This is a genomic window from Candidatus Thiopontia autotrophica, from assembly GCF_982804495.1.
Window position 1 is genome coordinate 195,698 of record NZ_CEYDPX010000001.1, and the last position, 16,774, is coordinate 212,471.

Genomic DNA, 16,774 nt, shown 5'->3' on the forward strand with positions numbered 1-16,774 from the left:
AATGGAAATCCGAAAAACAGAGATATTTAGCAAATGGTTTGATGGTTTAAGAGACCGAAGAGCTAAAGCGCGTATCCAAGCCCGTATTGATAGGGTGGAAATGGGTAATTTCGGTGATGTTGCTCCGGTAGGAGAAGGTGTCAGTGAATTACGCATCTTTTATGGCCCAGGCTACAGAGTGTATTTCATACAACAAGGCCCTGTTGTAGTCATACTTCTATCCGGCGGTGATAAAAGCACACAAACATCAGATATTACAAGAGCCAAAGAAATTGCTAAGCAGATTGAGGATTGAATTATGACCATTACTACTACTCGTTGGGATTCAGCTGAACATCTTAAAACCGAAGAAGAGATCCAGTTGTACTTAGAAGCCTGCCTAGAAGAAGCAGGAGATGATCCAGCATTTATTGTTCATGCTTTGGGAGTTATTGCACGTGCTAAAAATATGAGCCAGCTTGCCAGAGAAACAGGCATTACTCGTGAAGGGCTTTATAAGGCGTTGTCTCCAGAAGGTAATCCCACATTTTCAACAGTAGCTAAAGTAGCAAAGGCGTTGGGATTTAAGTTTACAGTGCAACCAACAATTTAAACCTTGCGCTAATACCGGTTTCGCCCCCGTCTAGTGAAAAGCTCATCTTTGCGCCTGTACTGGTTGTTGAGCACCACAATTGCAGCCATTGAGAGTTTGAGTCCTGCATGTTTAAGAACATGCCACTGAATTGCAGCATCATCCAGATGGTACGGCCTCACCCCGGTGGATGACTTTACCTCATAGAGCTCCCAGCTATCATCCCCGAGATGGAGGATGTCGACCATCACCAGCACACTGTTTTCGCTGAACGTGGCCTCATAGATGGTCTGCGCACCAGAATTGATCAGCTCACGACTCCTATCGATCATTCCTCCAAAGTTTCTGTAGTCAAACTCGATAACCTCACCACATGGACAACGCGGGCTTTAAACGCTGGATGACCGACACGGTGTTCGACCTGACCTTCAACAGCGGCGGGCCCTAACGAATAAGGATAGATCGTGGCTGCGCACGATCTATCCTTATTCGTTAGCTATAAAATAAAGATTGACGTTATGACGTCATAACGCTATTCTTCGCTGAAGAGGACTATAATTATGAGTGAGTTATCAAAAAGATCTACAGTTTATTTTGACCCCAGCATTCACCTCGCTTTGCGAATGAAAGCAGCAACAGCCCATATCTCAGTATCTGAGGTGGTTAATGAGGCTGTACGTATTGCTTTACAAGAGGATCAGGAAGATTTGAGTGTTTTTGAAAAAAGAGCAGATGAGCCAATCCTAAGCTATGAAGAGCTTTTGAAAGATTTATCGTCCCATGGCAAGCTATAGCCTTGCTTTCAAAAAATCTGTAGCTAAAGATTTACGTAGCATCCCTAATCATGATGTAAAACAAATCCTGAAACGGATTGAATCATTGTGCAAAAACCCAAGAGCAAAAGGTTCCATTAAACTTTCAGGGCAGGAAAAATATAGAATAAGGCATGGTGTGTATCGAATTCTGTATGAGATCCAGGATGCAGAGCTTGTAGTATTTGTAGTCAAGGTCGCACATCGTAGTAAAGTATATAAAAGCAGCTAACAATACAATGCCCCGACTGCTACCACCACAGTCGCTGCGTTCCTTACGCGTCGGGTGATTGTAGGCGTTCGAAAGCCATGTTGTTTTTTATGAAAGGCAGAAAAGGGTCGATAATAGACATTACAAAAAAAGCCCCATGATGTTTATTCATGGGGCTTTTTCCTTTTTATCGGTTGAGGATTTTAGTCAAAAATAAACTCCCCACCTCCAAGTCTCTTTTTGATCTCTCCAATTACCCTCTCCTCATCGGCCTCATCCTTGGCAACAAAGGTGACGGAGAAGCGGATAAAGTTACCTGCATCATCCCAGGGTACGGTGGAGATCATCTTCTCTTTGATCAGGTATTGGGAGAATGCCTCACCACTGTCAAATGTGATTCCATCTCTGGTTCCAGTTGGGGCCTTTACGTAGAGGTAGAATGTGGCTTTGGGTTTCTTGATCTCAAATCCTGCACTGGTGAGTGCATCAACCAGTAGATTATGCCTTCTGGAGTATTTGGCACTGGTCTTTTCGGTGATCTCGGGGTGTTGCAGGCAGTAGACTCCAGCCTGCTGAATGGCGGCAAACTGGCCAGAGTCGTTATTGTCCTTGATGGCTGCGAACGCCTTTACCATTAGCTCGTTACCGGCAATAAATGCCAGACGCCATCCGGTCATGTTGTAGGCCTTGGATAGTGATTGAATGGCAACACCAACCTCTTTTGCCCCCTCCACATTGAGGAAGGAGTATGGTTTCTCGCCATCAAAGGTGAGTGCAGCATAGGCCTCGTCGGAGACGATCATGACGCCGTTCTCCTTGGCAAACTGGATCGCCTTCTTGTAGAAGGTCTCGGTAGCAACTGCACCGGTGGGGTTGTTTGGGTAGTTGAGGTAGAGCAGTTTCGCTCTCTTCTTCTGGTCGTCAGTGAGCGCGTCCAGATCGGGAAGAAAGTCATTCTCCTCTAGCAGCGGAAGGTTGACTACTTCACCTCCAACTCCCTGGGTGGTTGTTCCCAGCAGTGGGTATCCCGGGGTAGTCATGATGGTGATGTCTCCGGGGTTGATAAAGGCCATAGGGAGTAGTGCAAGAACAGGCTTGCTGCCAATTCCATGGTTGATCTCACTGTTTGGATCCAGCCCTTTGACCCCGAACACACTATCCATGTAAACGGCAGCTGCATCCTTGAAGGGCTGTACTCCATTGTCGGTATAGCCACGGTTCTCCCAGTTTTTGGCCTCTTGGTATAGCACCTCGATAACCTCAGGTTCTGCCATCCAGTCTGGCTCCCCAACACCCATATCGATCATCTCTGTCTCTGGGTTGGCCTCCATGGCTGCACGCTTTGCCCGTTTGATCTTTTCGAACTTGTAGATGTTGGTGTCTTTGCCAAACTGATTGCCACCGATGCGGTCGGCGAATAGTTGCTGGATATAGCTTTCCATGTTTTTTCTATCCTTGTTTACTGAAAATTATCTGTACGTTGAAAATTGTTGCGGGATTGTAACGATTACTCGGGTTATATGCACCCACCGCAGCTCCCGCAGCTCCAGTCATTTTGGTTTATCGCCTGGTAGAACCAGCTCAGATGTTGCTCATCAAGGGGGATATTGTTTGTCTCAAAAAAGTTGGTGATCCACTCCATGTTCTCCAGAATCCATTCGTCCTCTTCCAGCCCTTCAGCAAATTCCGGATCATCTGGATAGAGATAGCTATAGATTCCAAAGGTTCCCATCTCCTCATCTCTTTTTGCCAATGGAAGCTGGATTGGTTTTCCTTTATAGCTAATCTGCCAGTGTCCAAGACAGACTGTGTGTCCCTGTTCTGACCACTCTGCCATAAATGGGTTGTCTGTGTTGTTGTCCATTATTGGTTGTTGCAGTCCAGAGCCTCTCTGATTTGGTTGCTGATTGAGAGGTTCTGTTCGTTGTTATCAAGTGGTGAGTTGTTCTGGTTGGTAACCCAGAATAGATCTTCTACCCGTTCCCCCAGGGTTGCAATTTTTGCGGCATGTACTCGAATATTGCAATTCATCAGGGAGCGACAGATAGTGGAGAGGAGGCCTGGACGGTCAGTTGTATTGATCTCGAGAATGGTTTGCTGTTTTCTTCTGTCTTGACGGAATGTGACGCTACTGTTTCCGCGAAAGTGTTTCTGATGACGAGAGTGACGGAAGCTTACAGGTTGAGACAGCAGGGTTGGATGGTTGATCTCACTACGAATAGTCGCCCTGATTTTGTCCATCCACTCTCTGTCCTGGATGGTTTCTCCGTGTTGATCAAGTACGGTAAACAGATCCAGTGCATGGCTATCAAGTGTGGTGTTGATTTTTGCAGCATGGATATTGAGACCTAAAGACTCCATAGTGTGGACCAGAATTGAGAACAGGAACTGACGATCTCTGTCATATATAAGAATCTCGCTTCCTCCATGGTGGCTCTCTCTATTGAACTGGATCAGTGGAAGCTGTTTGGTGTTTAGTATGGAGCGGGTATGCCAGTATATTTCTCTGGAGTCATGCTTTTGAAAATACTCTTCCTCAAAGTTCTTCCAAAGTTGTTCTATATCTCTGGTTAGTACTCCCTTCTGTGTCAGGATGCCCATTACCTCCACCTTGCGATGCTCCACCATATCTCTTTCGGCAATAACATCGGGGCTTGTATCTTGTTTCAGGACATTGCATGTTTGTTGATAGAGGCGTGATAGCAGGGAGTCTTTGAAGTGGTTCCATAGCGTGCTGTTGGTGGCACGTATATCTGCAACTGTAAGAAGGTAGAGCTTCTCAAGACGCGACTGTTGGACAACTTTTTTTGCAAAGGCGTGAATCTCTGCAGGGTCATCAATATCTTTTCTCTGTGCAACTGTGGACATGGTGAGATGGTTTTGAACTAACCATGAAATCTCATCAGTGCTCTTTTTGTCGATCTGGTGTTGTTGGCAGAACTCCTGAACTACCTGGACACCAAGTTGTGAGTGGTCTCCGTTACGTCCCTTGGCAATATCATGAAATAGTGCGGCTAGATAGAGACGTTCGGGGTGGCTGATTTTGAGAATAAGCTCACTTAGCTTGGGAGACTCGTGGTGAAACTCGGGAATTGTCAATCTTCTAAGATTACGAATTACAAACAGCGTGTGTTCGTCAACTGTGTAGGCATGGAAAAGATCATACTGCATTAGACCAACTATGCGCTCAAAAGCTGGAAGGTAGGCTCCAAGTATTCCGTACCTATTCATGTGACGTAGAGTGTGGGTTAACCCCTCTGGTTGATAGAATAGTTGCAGAAATAGTTGCTGGTTTTTGTTGTTCTGTCTGAAGTCTGAATCAATAGTATGGCGAGCCGTACGTATATGACGAATGGTTTCTGCAGTTACCCCTTTGATCTCTGGATGGTCACGAAGGGTTGTGAAGAGCAAAAGAATCAGGGACGGGTCTCTCTTGAGGGAGTCTTTGTGCAAGATGGTGAGATAGCCCCCACTGATTCCAAAGTGTTTATCAATAGTGACAGGGGCCTTATCCTCGGATGGGGTCAACAGCTTTTCTTCAAATAGTTGTAACAGCATCTCATTAAGCAGAGAGAGTTCTCTGATTATCCTGAAATAGCTGTGCATGAAAGATTCCACCCCAATGCCTCGTTCGCTATCGAGATGCCCAAAATATTTTGCCAGCTCTGGCTGATGCTCAAATAGAAGACGCTCTTCCGCACGTTCTGCAATCAGGTGCAGTGCAAAACGGATCTCCCATAGCCTCTCTTGTCCGGCATTAAGATCAGCAGACTCCTCTTCGGTCAGGAAATTGTGGTCAATCAGTTCATCAAGATATTGAGACCTGACAGCTGTGCTATCTGGATGGTGCTCTTTTCCGCTGGATCCAAAGTGGCGACGTGTTACCCAGATGATATTCTGGATATCTCGTAGTCCGCCAGGCCCCTCTTTGATGTTTGGTTCCAGGTTGTAGGCGGTGTCATTCTGTTTCTCCAGTCGTGCCCTCTGTTCATTTCGCTTGGCTATAAAAAAAGGGCCACTGGGCCAGATGGAGTCGTCAGTGATGAGTTGCTGTAGTTTGGTAAATACCTCTTCCGACCCTGATAGCAGGCGTGATTCCAGCAGGTTGGTAGCCACGGTAATGTCCGCACGTCCCTCCTCAATGCATTCATGGAGAGAGCGTACACTATGGCCGATTTGCAGACCCAGATCCCAAAGCAGGGTGATGAAAGACTCAATTGGTTTACTATCTTCCCCCTCTTGGGGAATAATCAGCAGGTCAATGTCAGAAAAGGGGTGAAGTTCACGACGACCATATCCTCCAACTGCAATGAGAGATGCGGCAGATTTATTGGAGGCTAAATTTCCCCAAATCTTCCTTAATATAAGATCAATTACATCACTACGAGCCCTGATAAGGTTACGGGCGGAATGGCCATCGTGAAACTGTCGGGCTATGTTTTGTTGGCTAGCTTTGAGGATTTCCCGAATTTTGAGTGAGTCAACAATCTTGCCACCAACCGCCTCAGTGAGTGCTTGATTCAGCGAATCACTCAGTGGGTTAGAGGTCATCCTCTTCCTCTCTGCGTGTCAGGACTTCAACACCATCCTCGGTCACCAGTAGGGTATGTTCCCACTGTGCAGATAGGCTACGATCCTTGGTGGTGACAGTCCAGTTGTCAGTTGGATTAAGTCTGCTGTGACGTTTTCCGGCATTTATCATGGGTTCTATGGTGAAAATCATCCCCGCTTCCAATATCGGGCCGGTTCCCTGTTCACCATAGTGTAAAACTTGTGGCTCCTCATGGAACTCTTTACCGATACCATGACCACAGTACTCGTGAACTACCGAGAAATTATATTTCTCTGCGTGTTTCTGAATGATGTGGCCGATATCTCCCAGGTGGACTCCTGGCTTTACAAGTGCAATTCCCTTGAGTAGACACTCTCTCGATACCTGAACAAGACGCTGTGCCCGAATTGGGACCTTGCCAATGGTAAACATCTTGCTGGTGTCACCATGATACCCATCCTTTATTACAGTGATATCAATATTGATGATATCTCCCTTTTTTAACCTCTTCTTGCCGGGAATTCCATGGCAGATAACGTGGTTGACTGAGGTGCAGATTGATTTGGGGAAGCCATGGTAGTTGAGAGGGGCAGGAGTTGCCTTCTGCACATTGACGATATAGTCATGGCATATCTGGTCAAGCGCTTCTGTAGTAATACCTGTGACAACATGTGGTTCGATCATGACCAATACATCAGCGGCCAGCCGTCCAGCGACGCGCATTTTCTCAATCTCTTCGTCAGTTTTGATGATGATGCTCATAATGAGGTAATTACAGAAAGTATGTTTGTCTAAAAAGGTAGTGCGTAGTATACTTCGCGCGCATTTTCTGTGAGAGAAAGTGTAAATTTAATTCACACGCATGCTGTCATTATGAGCCCGGGTGTCGCTTTAACAGGTGATTGGGGTCATCAGGTATGCGGAGGCTAAACCCAAAGTAACTGTTATTTAACTATCAAGTCAAACAGTTGCGAAAATATAGAGAGAGAAAAAATATGTCCGTTTCTATGAGACAAATGCTTGAAGCCGGTGTCCATTTTGGCCACCAGACCCGTTTTTGGGATCCAAAGATGGCCCCATATATTTTTGGGGATCGTAACAAAATCCATATCATCAACCTTGAGAAGACATTGCCAATGTTTCAGGATGCAATGAACTTCATTGGTGGTGTTGCAGCCAAGAATGGCAAGGTCCTGTTTGTTGGAACCAAGCGTGCTGCTCAAAAGACTGTGCGCGAAGAGGCAGAGCGTGCGGGTATGCCATACGTTAACCACCGCTGGCTTGGTGGAATGCTTACAAATTTCAAGACTGTTAAGCAGTCTATTCGTCGTTTGAAAGATATTCAGGCGATGCGTGATGATGGTCGTCTGGAAAGATTGACCAAAAAAGAGGGGCTGATGATGTCTCGTGAGCTGGATAAGCTTGAGCATACATTGGGTGGAATCCAGGATATGGGTGGTCTGCCATCAGCAATTATCGTGGTTGATACAGGTCATGAAGGTATTGCGATCAATGAGGCCAGAAAGTTGAAAATTCCGGTTATTGGGGTTGTAGACACCAATAATAATCCTGAGGATGTGGATTATGTGATTCCTGGAAATGATGATGCAATTCGTGCAATTCAACTCTATGTTCGTGCGGCTGCAGATGCGATTTTAGATGCCAAGGCGGCAACAACTACAGCAGCACCTGCTGAAGAGAAGGCGCCAGCAACAGAGAAGGCGCCAGTGAAAGAGAAGGTTGAAGCAGCAGCAGATGCGCCTGCAGAGACAGCAGTTGCTGCCACTGAAGAAGAGTCTGAGCAAGGATAAGGAGATAAGGGATGGCAATTACAGCAAGTCAGGTAAAAGAGCTGCGAGAACGCACTGGTGCCGGCATGATGGAGTGCAAAAAAGCACTTGTTGAGACTGATGGTGATATAGATGTAGCTATTGAGAACCTGAGAAAATCTGGTTTGGCCAAGGCTGACAAGAAGGCATCAAGAGTTGCAGCCGAAGGTGTTGTGGCAATTAGTGTAAGTGATGATGGTTCACGTGGGGTAATGGTTGAGGTGAACTGTGAGACTGACTTTGTTGCCAAGGGTGATGAGTTCGTTGAGTTTGCCAATCAGATTGCGTCAACAGTTCTGGCTGGATCACCAGCGGATGTGGCGGTACTTTCCGATATGGATCTGGCTGGTGGGTCTACTACCGTTGAGGTTCGTCGTCAGGAGTTGATTGCGAAACTGGGAGAGAACATGACAGTGCGTCGTTTCTCTGTAATTGATTCCAGAGGTGGAGTAATAGGATTCTATTCTCATGGTGGTCGTATTGGTGTGATGACTGCCCTGCAGGGTGGTGATGCTCTGTTGGCCAAGGATGTCTCCATGCATGTGGCAGCAATCCGTCCAATAGCACTTTCTGAAGATGATATTCCGGCAGATGTTTTGGCCAGGGAGAAAGAGATATTCTCTTCCCAGGCAGTAGAGAGCGGCAAGCCTGAAAACATCATTGAGAAGATGGTGGTTGGAAAAATGAAGAAATTTGTCAATGAGGTTACTCTGCTTGGACAGCCTTTTGTAAAAGATGCAGATCAGACTATCGCACAATTGATGGAATCCAATGGGGCTACCATCGTGGAGTTTGCACGTCTTGAGGTGGGTGAAGGAATCGAAAAGAGAGAAGAGAACTTCGCGGATGAGGTTATGGCTCAGATTAATGGTTAGAGAGATCTTTTTTAGCTGTTAGAGTTTTGAGAAAGCCTTCTATTATGGAAGGCTTTTTTTTGACTTTAATATGTAGGAGTAACAGACTCCTTATGGGTTAATGTTTTGTACTTGAAGAGGAAATTGTGATGTCAGATCGACCAATCTATCGACGCATTTTACTTAAGCTGAGCGGGGAGGCTCTTATGGGAGAGGGTTGTCAGGGTATAGATCCGACAATTCTTGCACAGATGGTTGAGGAGATATCTGCAATTACAAAACTTGGTGTTCAGGTAGCGATCGTAATTGGTGGGGGTAACTACTGTCGTGGAGCCAGTCTGGCAGAGGCCGGGGTAGACAGGGTTACTGGTGACCAGATAGGGATGCTGGCTACTGTCATGAATGCAATTGCAATGAGGGATGCATTGGATCAGGCTGGAATTGCTGCCAGAGCCATGTCTGCATTCAAAATTTCCAAGGTTTGTGATGAATATACAACTCGTGATGCGATTGCGGCACTTGATAATGGAGAGGTGGTACTGTTTGCGGCTGGTACAGGCAATCCTTTTTTCACAACCGATACTGCGGCATGCCTGAGAGGTATTGAGATAAAGGCAGATGTAGTGATGAAAGCGACCAAAGTTGATGGAGTGTATAGTGCAGATCCAGTCAAGGAGCCAGATGCAACACTGATCAAGCGTATAAGTTATGATGAGGTGCTCGAGAGGCAGCTTGGAGTGATGGATTTGACTGCAATTGTTCTCTGTCGGGAGCATAATATGCCGCTTAGGGTATTTAATATGGTGCGCCATGGTGGTTTGCGTGGCGCGTTGATGAGTGAAGATGAGGGAACATTGGTGGTTTCCGCGTCTTGATGGTTAAAGATGTTTAGAAAGGAATTCTGAGAATGATTAATGAGATCAAACAGGATGCGAAGGGGCGCATGGGGAAGAGTGTTGAATCGCTTAAGGGGGAGCTCTCCAAGCTTAGAGCTGGTCGTGCCCACCCCAGCCTGTTAGAACAGATAAGTGTGGATTACTACGGTAGTAGTACCCCCTTGAATCAGGTCGCCAATGTTACAGCCACAGATTCACGCACATTGACAATAGTTCCATGGGAGAAAACCATGGTTCAGCCAATTGAGAAGGCGATTATGGAGGCTGATCTCGGCCTTAATCCTGCAACTGCAGGTACTATTATACGTATTCCACTGCCACCGTTGACAGAAGAGAGGCGCCGTGATCTGGTTCGTGTGGTCAAGCATGAGGGTGAATCTGCCAAAGTGGCTATCCGCAATATTCGTCGTGATGCCAATAGTGATTTCAGGGACCTGCTTAAGGAGAAGGAGATTTCTGAAGATGAAGAGCATGATGCCATTGATGATGTGCAGAAGTTGACTGATCAGCATGTCGCCGAGGTGGGCAAAATAGTTCAGGCTAAGGAAGATGACCTGATGGAGATATAGGCGTATCTCAAGCCTCAATCTATAATCCACACGTGCCACCGAAAAACCGAATTCCGCGCCATATTGCCATCGTTATGGATGGTAATGGACGCTGGGCGCGCAGGCAGAAACGGCCACGTTTCTGGGGGCATAAGCGTGGGGTGGAGCGAGTTCGTTCCACTGTAGAAGGCTGTATTGATTTGGGGGTTGAGGCCCTTACCCTGTTTGCCTTTAGTACAGAAAACTGGAGACGACCTGAGGAGGAGGTTTCGTTTTTGATGGATCTCTTTATGTCTTCACTAAAGAGAGAGGTTAAGCGTCTACACAAAAATGGTATTCGTCTCCGTGTTATTGGAGACAAGAGTGGTTTCTCGGAAAAGCTTCAGGCTACCATTGCAGAGGCAGAGGAGTTAACCAAAGATAATTCCAGGTTGTCTCTGAATATTGCAGCCAATTATGGCGGACGTTGGGATATTACAGAGGCAACTCGTACACTGTGTCATCAGGTGGCAAATGGAACGTTAGCTCCGGAGCAGATCACTGAAGAGATATTGCATGAGCAAGTTACTCTGAGTGACCTACCTGATCCAGAGCTGTTTATTCGTACCGGGGGAGAGAAGCGGGTAAGTAATTTTCTACTCTGGCAGATGGCCTATTGTGAATTCTATTTTTCAGATCTGTTCTGGCCAGAGTTTGATCGCCAGGCTCTGGATTTGGCTGTCAGCTCTTTTGAGGGCAGACAACGCAGGTTTGGTAGAACCGGGGATCAGTTGTTGGAGGAAGAGGATTGATTCTGTCGCCCTTTGCTCAACGTACAATTAGTGCATTGGTATTGGGGCCATTGCTGTTATGGTCTATCTTCTATCTGCAGGGAGATGAGTTTTTTGTTCTGCTTATGCTGTTGCTTGTTCCTGCAGCATGGGAGTGGGGACGCCTATCTGGACAGACTCTGATTTTACCTCGCATTGTCTACACTACAATATTGATTGTTCTCTTCTATTTTGGCAGTTTTATCCCATTGGGGGTGCTACTCAGCATTGCACTTATCTGGTGGGTTTCCGCACTCTTTTGGTTGCGATATTTTCCTGAAAGAACGAAGTGGGTTTTTAGTCGCAACATGGGGCATGTTGCAGGAATAATCGTGTTGATTCCTGCGTGGCATGCACTGGGTGAGATTCATCAATATGGAGTCGAGTTTTTACTGTCATTGTTATTGTTAGTCTGGAGCGCAGATACGGGCGCGTATCTGGTCGGACGCAAATTCGGCAACAGAAAATTGGCCCCTAATGTGAGTCCAAAAAAGAGCGTTGAAGGGTTGTTGGGCGGAGTTGGTTTCGCATTAATTACAGCAATTATTGCCTATAGTTATCTGGTAAAAATAGATATGGGATTACCTCTTTTCCTGTTGATAGCAGTAGGAGTGGTTATATTTTCGGTGGTTGGTGATCTGGTAGAGAGTGCGTATAAACGTAACGCAGGAATAAAGGATAGTGGTAGCTTGATTCCTGGGCATGGAGGTATGCTGGATCGAGTAGACAGCCTGACTGCAGCAGCACCGATTTTTCTATTCCTGCTGACTGTTGTTGGAGGGCTATGATGGGGGATGGATGTCAGCAGGGGGTAACTGTGCTGGGTGCAACTGGATCTATTGGCAGGAGCACCCTTGATGTTATATCTCGGCACCCAGACAAATATCGGGTTGTTGCGCTTACTGCACATAAGCAGATTAATCTGCTTGCAGAGCAGTGTGGAGAGTTTCATCCTGAATTTGCGGTGGTAACCGAGGCTGATAGTGCAGAGAAATTGTCAGGATTGTTGTCTGAGATTAGTCCAGAGACAGAGGTTCTTTCTGGTATCGAAGGGATGGAGAGAGTTGCATCCGAATCCTCGGTTGATCAGGTGATGGCTGCAATTGTCGGAGCAGCGGGTCTACACCCGACAATGGCTGCGGTACGTGCAGGCAAGCGTGTTTTACTGGCCAACAAAGAGTCTATGGTGATGACGGGTCACCTTTTTATGGATGAGGTTGAGGCTTGTGGCGCCCAACTTCTTCCCATTGATAGTGAACACAATGCTATTTTTCAATGCCTGCCCCAGGATGCGGCGCTGGGGAAGTTTTCGCATGGGGTGGAGAAAATATTGTTGACTGGTTCTGGTGGCCCATTCCGTAATCGTGCAACAGATACACTGTCTACAGTTACACCGGAGGAGGCGATTGCCCACCCAAACTGGAGTATGGGAAAAAAGATCTCTGTCGATTCTGCAACAATGATGAACAAGGGGCTTGAGTTTATTGAGGCTTGCTGGCTGTTCGGGGCTACTCCGGATCAAATTCAGGTGGTCATTCATCCAGAAAGCATAATCCACTCTATGGTTCAGTATAGTGACGGTTCTGTTCTGGCTCAGATGGGGAATCCGGATATGAGAACCCCAATTGCGCATGCGTTGGGATGGCCGCAAAGAGTTGGGTCGGGGGTGGAGCATCTGGATCTGTTTGAGGTTGCAGAGTTGAATTTTGAAAAACCTGATTTCGGCCGTTATCCATGTCTTCGACTTTCAATTGATGCAATGAGGCGAGGAGGCAGTGCAACCACGGTACTGAATGCATCAAATGAGATTGCAGTTGAGGCATTTCTGAATGGGCAAATTGGTTATATGGAGATTGCAGATGTGATTGAGGAGACTCTAAGTATGGTGGCTGTGGAGGAGGTGACTGATCTTGATCTGGTGCTTGCCAAGGATAGTGAGTCACGTACAGTGGCCACTGCGCAGATTGATAAACGGCGTTCATTGCCAGGTTCCAGGATGCAATAAAGATGGGATCAGGACTGTATGCACTGTTGGCTTTTATCGTCGCCATTGGAATCTTGGTAACCGTACATGAATTTGGCCACTTTTGGGTGGCACGTCGCGTAGGGGTAAAGGTGCTACGTTTTTCAGTGGGGTTTGGACGCCCGTTATGGAAGCGAACAGGGCAGAGGGATGGGACTGAATATGTAATTGCTGCCCTGCCACTCGGTGGTTACGTGAAGATGCTTGGAGAGGGGGGGGATGAAGAGGTTACGGAGTCGGAAAAAGAGCGCTCTTTTGATAATCAATCACTGGGGGCACGGGCGGCAATTGTAGTGGCGGGGCCACTATTTAACTTCGTGTTTGCAGTTATTGCATTTGCCGCAGTACAGATGATTGGTGTCAGTGGGATGAAACCGATTATTGGAGAGGTGGCTGAAAGCTCCATATCTTCATCAGCCGGCCTGGAACAGGGTGATGAGATTGTTTCAGTAAATGGAAATCCGGTACGAATCTGGCAAGAGGCACTAGAGGGGGTTCTTGGGTCTGCGGTACTGGGAACTCCGATTGCATTGGAGGTCGTCAGTTCGTCTGGTCTGCACCAGCAGATGGTATTAGAGAACCCATTTGGTGAGAATATTCCGGAGGGTCCGGAGATGCTGGAACAGCTAGGATTTTCAATTAATCGCCCACATGTTCCTCCAAGGATTGGCGAGTTGGTATCTGGCGGTGCTGCAGAGCTGGCAGGGTTTGAGTCTGGAGATCTGGTGCTGACCGTTGATGGTGAGGATGTGCTGTCATGGCAAGATTGGGTTAAGTGGATACAGGATAGCCCTGGGCGCCCACTCACATTGACTATTGAGCGTGATGAGGTGGTGTTTCCATTGGAATTGGTGCCAGCTGCAGTTGAGTTGGAGCAAAAAATTATAGGCCGAATCGGGGCATCTGTTGATCTAACCAAATATCGTCAGGAATATTACCGAGAGGTTAGGTATGGGCCACTGGATGCACTGGTGCGTGGGGCAGAAAAGTGTTGGGAGATGGCGTCAATGACCATTCAGGTGATGGGACGCATGGTTGCTGGTACTACCTCTACTGACGGACTGAGCGGCCCTATCAGTATTGCCGGTTATGCTGGAGCCTCTATGGAGGCTGGAGTAACTCCGTTCATCTCATTTTTGGGGTTGATTAGTCTCAGTCTTGGGGTGCTGAATTTGTTGCCAATTCCGATGCTGGATGGCGGTCACCTGTTGTACTACCTTGTAGAGTGGGTGCGAGGAGAACCTCTTTCAGAGCGGGTAATGGCATTGGGACAACGGGTGGGAATTTTATTTCTGGTTGGATTGATGTCGTTGGCACTATACAATGATCTGCTGCGTTTAATGTGATATGTTCAACAGTTAGGTAATAAAGTCAGGCAATTATGCAACGTATTGTTTTTTCACTATTTATTCTGTTTTCCTCGCTCTCCTCATGGGCCTTTTCTCCATTTGTGATAGAGGATATCAGAGTGGAGGGGTTACAGCGTATCTCTGCAGGTACAGTATTTAATTATCTTCCATTGAGTGTTGGAGATGAGCTTACATCTCGTGGATCAGCAGATGCGGTAAGATCACTGTTCAAGACAGGCTTTTTCAAGGATGTTCGTCTTGAGCAGGATGGAAATGTTCTGCTGGTTTCGGTCATTGAGCGCCCCGCAATTGCTGATATTACGATTGATGGCAATAAAGTTATCAAGACAGAGGATCTTGAAGAGGGTTTGAAGGGGATTGGGCTGGCCGAGGGGAGAGTGCTGGATCGTGCTCTGCTGGATAAAATTGAGGCAGAACTTCGTCGCCAATACCTTGGGATGGGGCGTTACGGGGTTGAGATTAAAACCACAATTACCCCACTGGAACGCAACCGTTCTGCAGTCAGGATTAAGGTAAAAGAGGGTGAGAGTGCACGAATCCGGCAGATAACGCTGATTGGAAACAGGGCATTTGAGACCGACGATTTGAGGGATCTATTTCAGTTGAATACTGGAAACTGGCTCTCTTTCTTTACCAAAAGTGACCGTTACTCGAGGCAGAAGCTTACAGGTGATCTGGAGGCACTACGTTCCTGGTATATGGATCGTGGATACATCAATTTTGAGATCGACTCTGCCCAGGTCTCTATTACCCCTGATAAACAGCAGATATACATCACTATCAATATGAGCGAGGGTGACAGGTTTACCCTGGGCAAGGTCGAGTTGGCCGGTAATATGGTGGTACCAAGAGATGAGTTGTTGGAATTGGTGTCTCTTAATGAGGGTGAGGTGTTCTCCAGAAAGGGGATTGCTTCTGTGAATGAGGCACTTACCAACCGTCTTGGCGAGGATGGCTATGCCTTTGCCAATATCAATGTGATTCCTGAGCTGGATAAAGAGAAGCATCTGGTTGATCTGGTTTTCTTTGTCGACCCCGGTAATCGTGTATATGTTGATCGAATCAATATTGTTGGCAATACTAAAACTCAGGATATGGTTATTCGACGAGAGATGCGCCAGTATGAGGGGAGCAGGTTCTCCAACAAAGAGGTGGAGCGCTCCCAGACCAGAATTCGCAAGCTTGGCTATTTTGAGGATGTTGCGGTAGAGACAGTTCCAGTGGCTGGAACCACAGATCAGGTGGAGCTGAATTACCAGGTTACGGAGAATCCAACAGGAAGTATGATGATTGGTGCCGGTTACTCTCAAACTGATGGTATGGTCATGAGTCTGAATCTTCAGCAGAACAATTTCATGGGTTCTGGCAAGAGTGTGGATGTTGAGTTCAATAACAGCAGTACCGAGAGTGCCTATGGGCTAGGATACAGGGATCCCTATTTTACAGAGGATGGAGTTAGTCTTGGTGGTGGAATTCACTATAAACAGAGAGACTCATCAGACGAACAGAGTACATATAGCTATGACTCAATGAGCATGAATTTTGATTTGGGTCTTCCAACCAGCGAATACGATAAACTTTTTGTCGGGTTTGAACCACAACATATGAGTGATGCCACTTGCGGAACATCATCAACAAGCAGCGAATGTGATACTTTCCTGGCGGCTGAGGGGAGCTCTTTTAATGTGTTTGAGTTCACCGCAAGCTGGAGTAGAGATAGTCGTAACAGATCAATTTTTCCCGACCAGGGCAGTTATCAGCGTTTCAAGGCGGAGTTAGGTACTCCAGGCGGCGTTGAGTACTACAAGGCTGACTACAGACACAGCTTCTTCTACCCTATATCTGAGGATTACACCATGTTACTGAAAGGAGACATTGGTATTGGTGATGGCTATGGAGACCAGAATACACTACCATTTTTCACCCGTTACTATGCAGGTGGTGAGGGCTCAATTCGTGGCTTTAAAGGTAACTCCGTAGGCCCGACCGATGATGCAGGAAATGCTGTTGGTGGAAATCTGAAAGGAGTTGTGAATGCTGAGATTATTCTTCTAGTTCCTTTTCTTGAGGAGGTAAAATCAACCAGAGTAAGTGGTTTCGTGGATTTGGGAACCGTTGCGAAGAAGGCCAGTGATTTGAGTGGTGAGTTGCGTGCCTCTGCAGGTGTGACTGCGAAGTGGCTCTCCCCGGTTGGTCCAATGACATTTAGTTGGGCAAAACCGTTAAGAAAAAAGTCTGGGGATGATCTGGAATCATTCCAGTTCAGATTGGGGCAGATGTTTTAGTAATTATTTCAGGG

Annotated in this window: 18 protein-coding genes; 13 read left to right on the plus strand and 5 right to left on the minus strand. The window is 46.8% G+C overall.

Annotated elements, in window-relative coordinates; translation table 11 throughout:
* Position 1 precedes the first annotated feature (1 nt).
* Both AC3ZFK_RS01100 and AC3ZFK_RS01105 read left to right on the plus strand, forming a co-directional pair.
* The gene (locus tag AC3ZFK_RS01100) at positions 2 to 295 is read left to right on the plus strand and encodes a type II toxin-antitoxin system RelE/ParE family toxin (protein ID WP_487505933.1); all 294 of its coding nucleotides are present in this window, start codon (positions 2 to 4) and stop codon (positions 293 to 295) included.
* Positions 296 to 298: 3 nt separating this feature from the next.
* Complete coding sequence (locus tag AC3ZFK_RS01105) at positions 299 to 592, plus strand: addiction module antidote protein (protein WP_487505934.1); 294 nt, start codon at positions 299 to 301, stop codon at positions 590 to 592.
* Between the two features lie 8 nt (positions 593 to 600).
* Here AC3ZFK_RS01105 and AC3ZFK_RS01110 read toward each other — a convergent pair whose 3' ends face one another.
* On the minus strand, positions 601 to 903 hold the full coding sequence (locus tag AC3ZFK_RS01110; RefSeq protein ID WP_487505935.1) for a hypothetical protein: 303 nt from the start codon (positions 901 to 903) through the stop codon (positions 601 to 603).
* Between the two features lie 228 nt (positions 904 to 1,131).
* Between AC3ZFK_RS01110 and AC3ZFK_RS01115 the strand changes: the two genes are divergently transcribed.
* Together AC3ZFK_RS01115 and AC3ZFK_RS01120 are read left to right on the plus strand one after the other, a co-directional pair.
* The gene (locus tag AC3ZFK_RS01115; protein ID WP_487505936.1) at positions 1,132 to 1,365 is read left to right on the plus strand and encodes a CopG family transcriptional regulator; all 234 of its coding nucleotides are present in this window, start codon (positions 1,132 to 1,134) and stop codon (positions 1,363 to 1,365) included.
* Positions 1,352 to 1,615, plus strand: coding sequence for a type II toxin-antitoxin system RelE family toxin (locus tag AC3ZFK_RS01120; RefSeq protein ID WP_487505937.1), 264 nt, complete (start codon positions 1,352 to 1,354; stop codon positions 1,613 to 1,615). The genes AC3ZFK_RS01115 and AC3ZFK_RS01120 overlap by 14 nt, the downstream gene beginning before the upstream one ends.
* 182 nt (positions 1,616 to 1,797) lie before the next feature.
* On the opposite strand, the gene AC3ZFK_RS01125 is transcribed toward AC3ZFK_RS01120, so the two are convergent.
* The 4 genes from AC3ZFK_RS01125 to map all read right to left on the minus strand — a co-directional run bounded on the left by AC3ZFK_RS01125 (position 1,798) and on the right by map (position 6,908).
* Positions 1,798 to 3,036: an LL-diaminopimelate aminotransferase gene (locus tag AC3ZFK_RS01125; protein WP_487505938.1), complete on the minus strand. Its 1,239-nt coding sequence runs from the start codon at positions 3,034 to 3,036 to the stop codon at positions 1,798 to 1,800.
* Positions 3,037 to 3,110: 74 nt separating this feature from the next.
* Positions 3,111 to 3,458 carry a hypothetical protein gene (locus tag AC3ZFK_RS01130; protein WP_487505939.1) on the minus strand — a complete coding sequence of 116 codons (348 nt, stop codon included), beginning with the start codon at positions 3,456 to 3,458 and terminating at the stop codon, positions 3,111 to 3,113.
* Positions 3,458 to 6,145 carry a [protein-PII] uridylyltransferase gene (gene glnD, locus AC3ZFK_RS01135; protein ID WP_487541251.1) on the minus strand — a complete coding sequence of 896 codons (2,688 nt, stop codon included), beginning with the start codon at positions 6,143 to 6,145 and terminating at the stop codon, positions 3,458 to 3,460. The genes AC3ZFK_RS01130 and glnD overlap by 1 nt, the downstream gene beginning before the upstream one ends.
* Positions 6,135 to 6,908, minus strand: a complete 774-nt coding sequence (gene map / locus AC3ZFK_RS01140; RefSeq protein ID WP_487505941.1) for a type I methionyl aminopeptidase — start codon at positions 6,906 to 6,908, stop codon at positions 6,135 to 6,137. Before map ends, glnD begins: the two co-directional genes overlap by 11 nt.
* Before the next feature lie 233 nt (positions 6,909 to 7,141).
* Between map and rpsB the strand changes: the two genes are divergently transcribed.
* From rpsB to bamA, 9 genes are all read left to right on the plus strand, one after another.
* Complete coding sequence (gene rpsB / locus AC3ZFK_RS01145) at positions 7,142 to 7,957, plus strand: 30S ribosomal protein S2 (protein WP_487505942.1); 816 nt, start codon at positions 7,142 to 7,144, stop codon at positions 7,955 to 7,957.
* 11 nt (positions 7,958 to 7,968) lie between these two features.
* Positions 7,969 to 8,850 carry a translation elongation factor Ts gene (tsf, locus tag AC3ZFK_RS01150; RefSeq protein WP_487505943.1) on the plus strand — a complete coding sequence of 294 codons (882 nt, stop codon included), beginning with the start codon at positions 7,969 to 7,971 and terminating at the stop codon, positions 8,848 to 8,850.
* A 122-nt stretch (positions 8,851 to 8,972) separates the two neighbouring features.
* Entirely contained in the window at positions 8,973 to 9,704 is a 732-nt protein-coding gene (gene pyrH / locus AC3ZFK_RS01155; protein ID WP_487505991.1) for a UMP kinase, read from the plus strand.
* A gap of 32 nt (positions 9,705 to 9,736) precedes the next feature.
* The gene (gene frr / locus AC3ZFK_RS01160) at positions 9,737 to 10,294 is read left to right on the plus strand and encodes a ribosome recycling factor (protein WP_487505944.1); all 558 of its coding nucleotides are present in this window, start codon (positions 9,737 to 9,739) and stop codon (positions 10,292 to 10,294) included.
* A gap of 32 nt (positions 10,295 to 10,326) precedes the next feature.
* Complete coding sequence (gene uppS, locus AC3ZFK_RS01165; RefSeq protein ID WP_487505945.1) at positions 10,327 to 11,064, plus strand: undecaprenyl pyrophosphate synthase; 738 nt, start codon at positions 10,327 to 10,329, stop codon at positions 11,062 to 11,064.
* Positions 11,061 to 11,870 carry a phosphatidate cytidylyltransferase gene (locus tag AC3ZFK_RS01170; RefSeq protein WP_487505946.1) on the plus strand — a complete coding sequence of 270 codons (810 nt, stop codon included), beginning with the start codon at positions 11,061 to 11,063 and terminating at the stop codon, positions 11,868 to 11,870. The genes uppS and AC3ZFK_RS01170 overlap by 4 nt, the downstream gene beginning before the upstream one ends.
* Positions 11,870 to 13,087 carry a 1-deoxy-D-xylulose-5-phosphate reductoisomerase gene (gene ispC / locus AC3ZFK_RS01175; RefSeq protein ID WP_487505947.1) on the plus strand — a complete coding sequence of 406 codons (1,218 nt, stop codon included), beginning with the start codon at positions 11,870 to 11,872 and terminating at the stop codon, positions 13,085 to 13,087. The genes AC3ZFK_RS01170 and ispC overlap by 1 nt, the downstream gene beginning before the upstream one ends.
* A 2-nt stretch (positions 13,088 to 13,089) precedes the next feature.
* Entirely contained in the window at positions 13,090 to 14,451 is a 1,362-nt protein-coding gene (gene rseP, locus AC3ZFK_RS01180) for an RIP metalloprotease RseP (protein WP_487505948.1), read from the plus strand.
* A gap of 35 nt (positions 14,452 to 14,486) precedes the next feature.
* Entirely contained in the window at positions 14,487 to 16,760 is a 2,274-nt protein-coding gene (bamA, locus tag AC3ZFK_RS01185) for an outer membrane protein assembly factor BamA (RefSeq protein WP_487505949.1), read from the plus strand.
* Positions 16,761 to 16,774 lie beyond the last annotated feature (14 nt).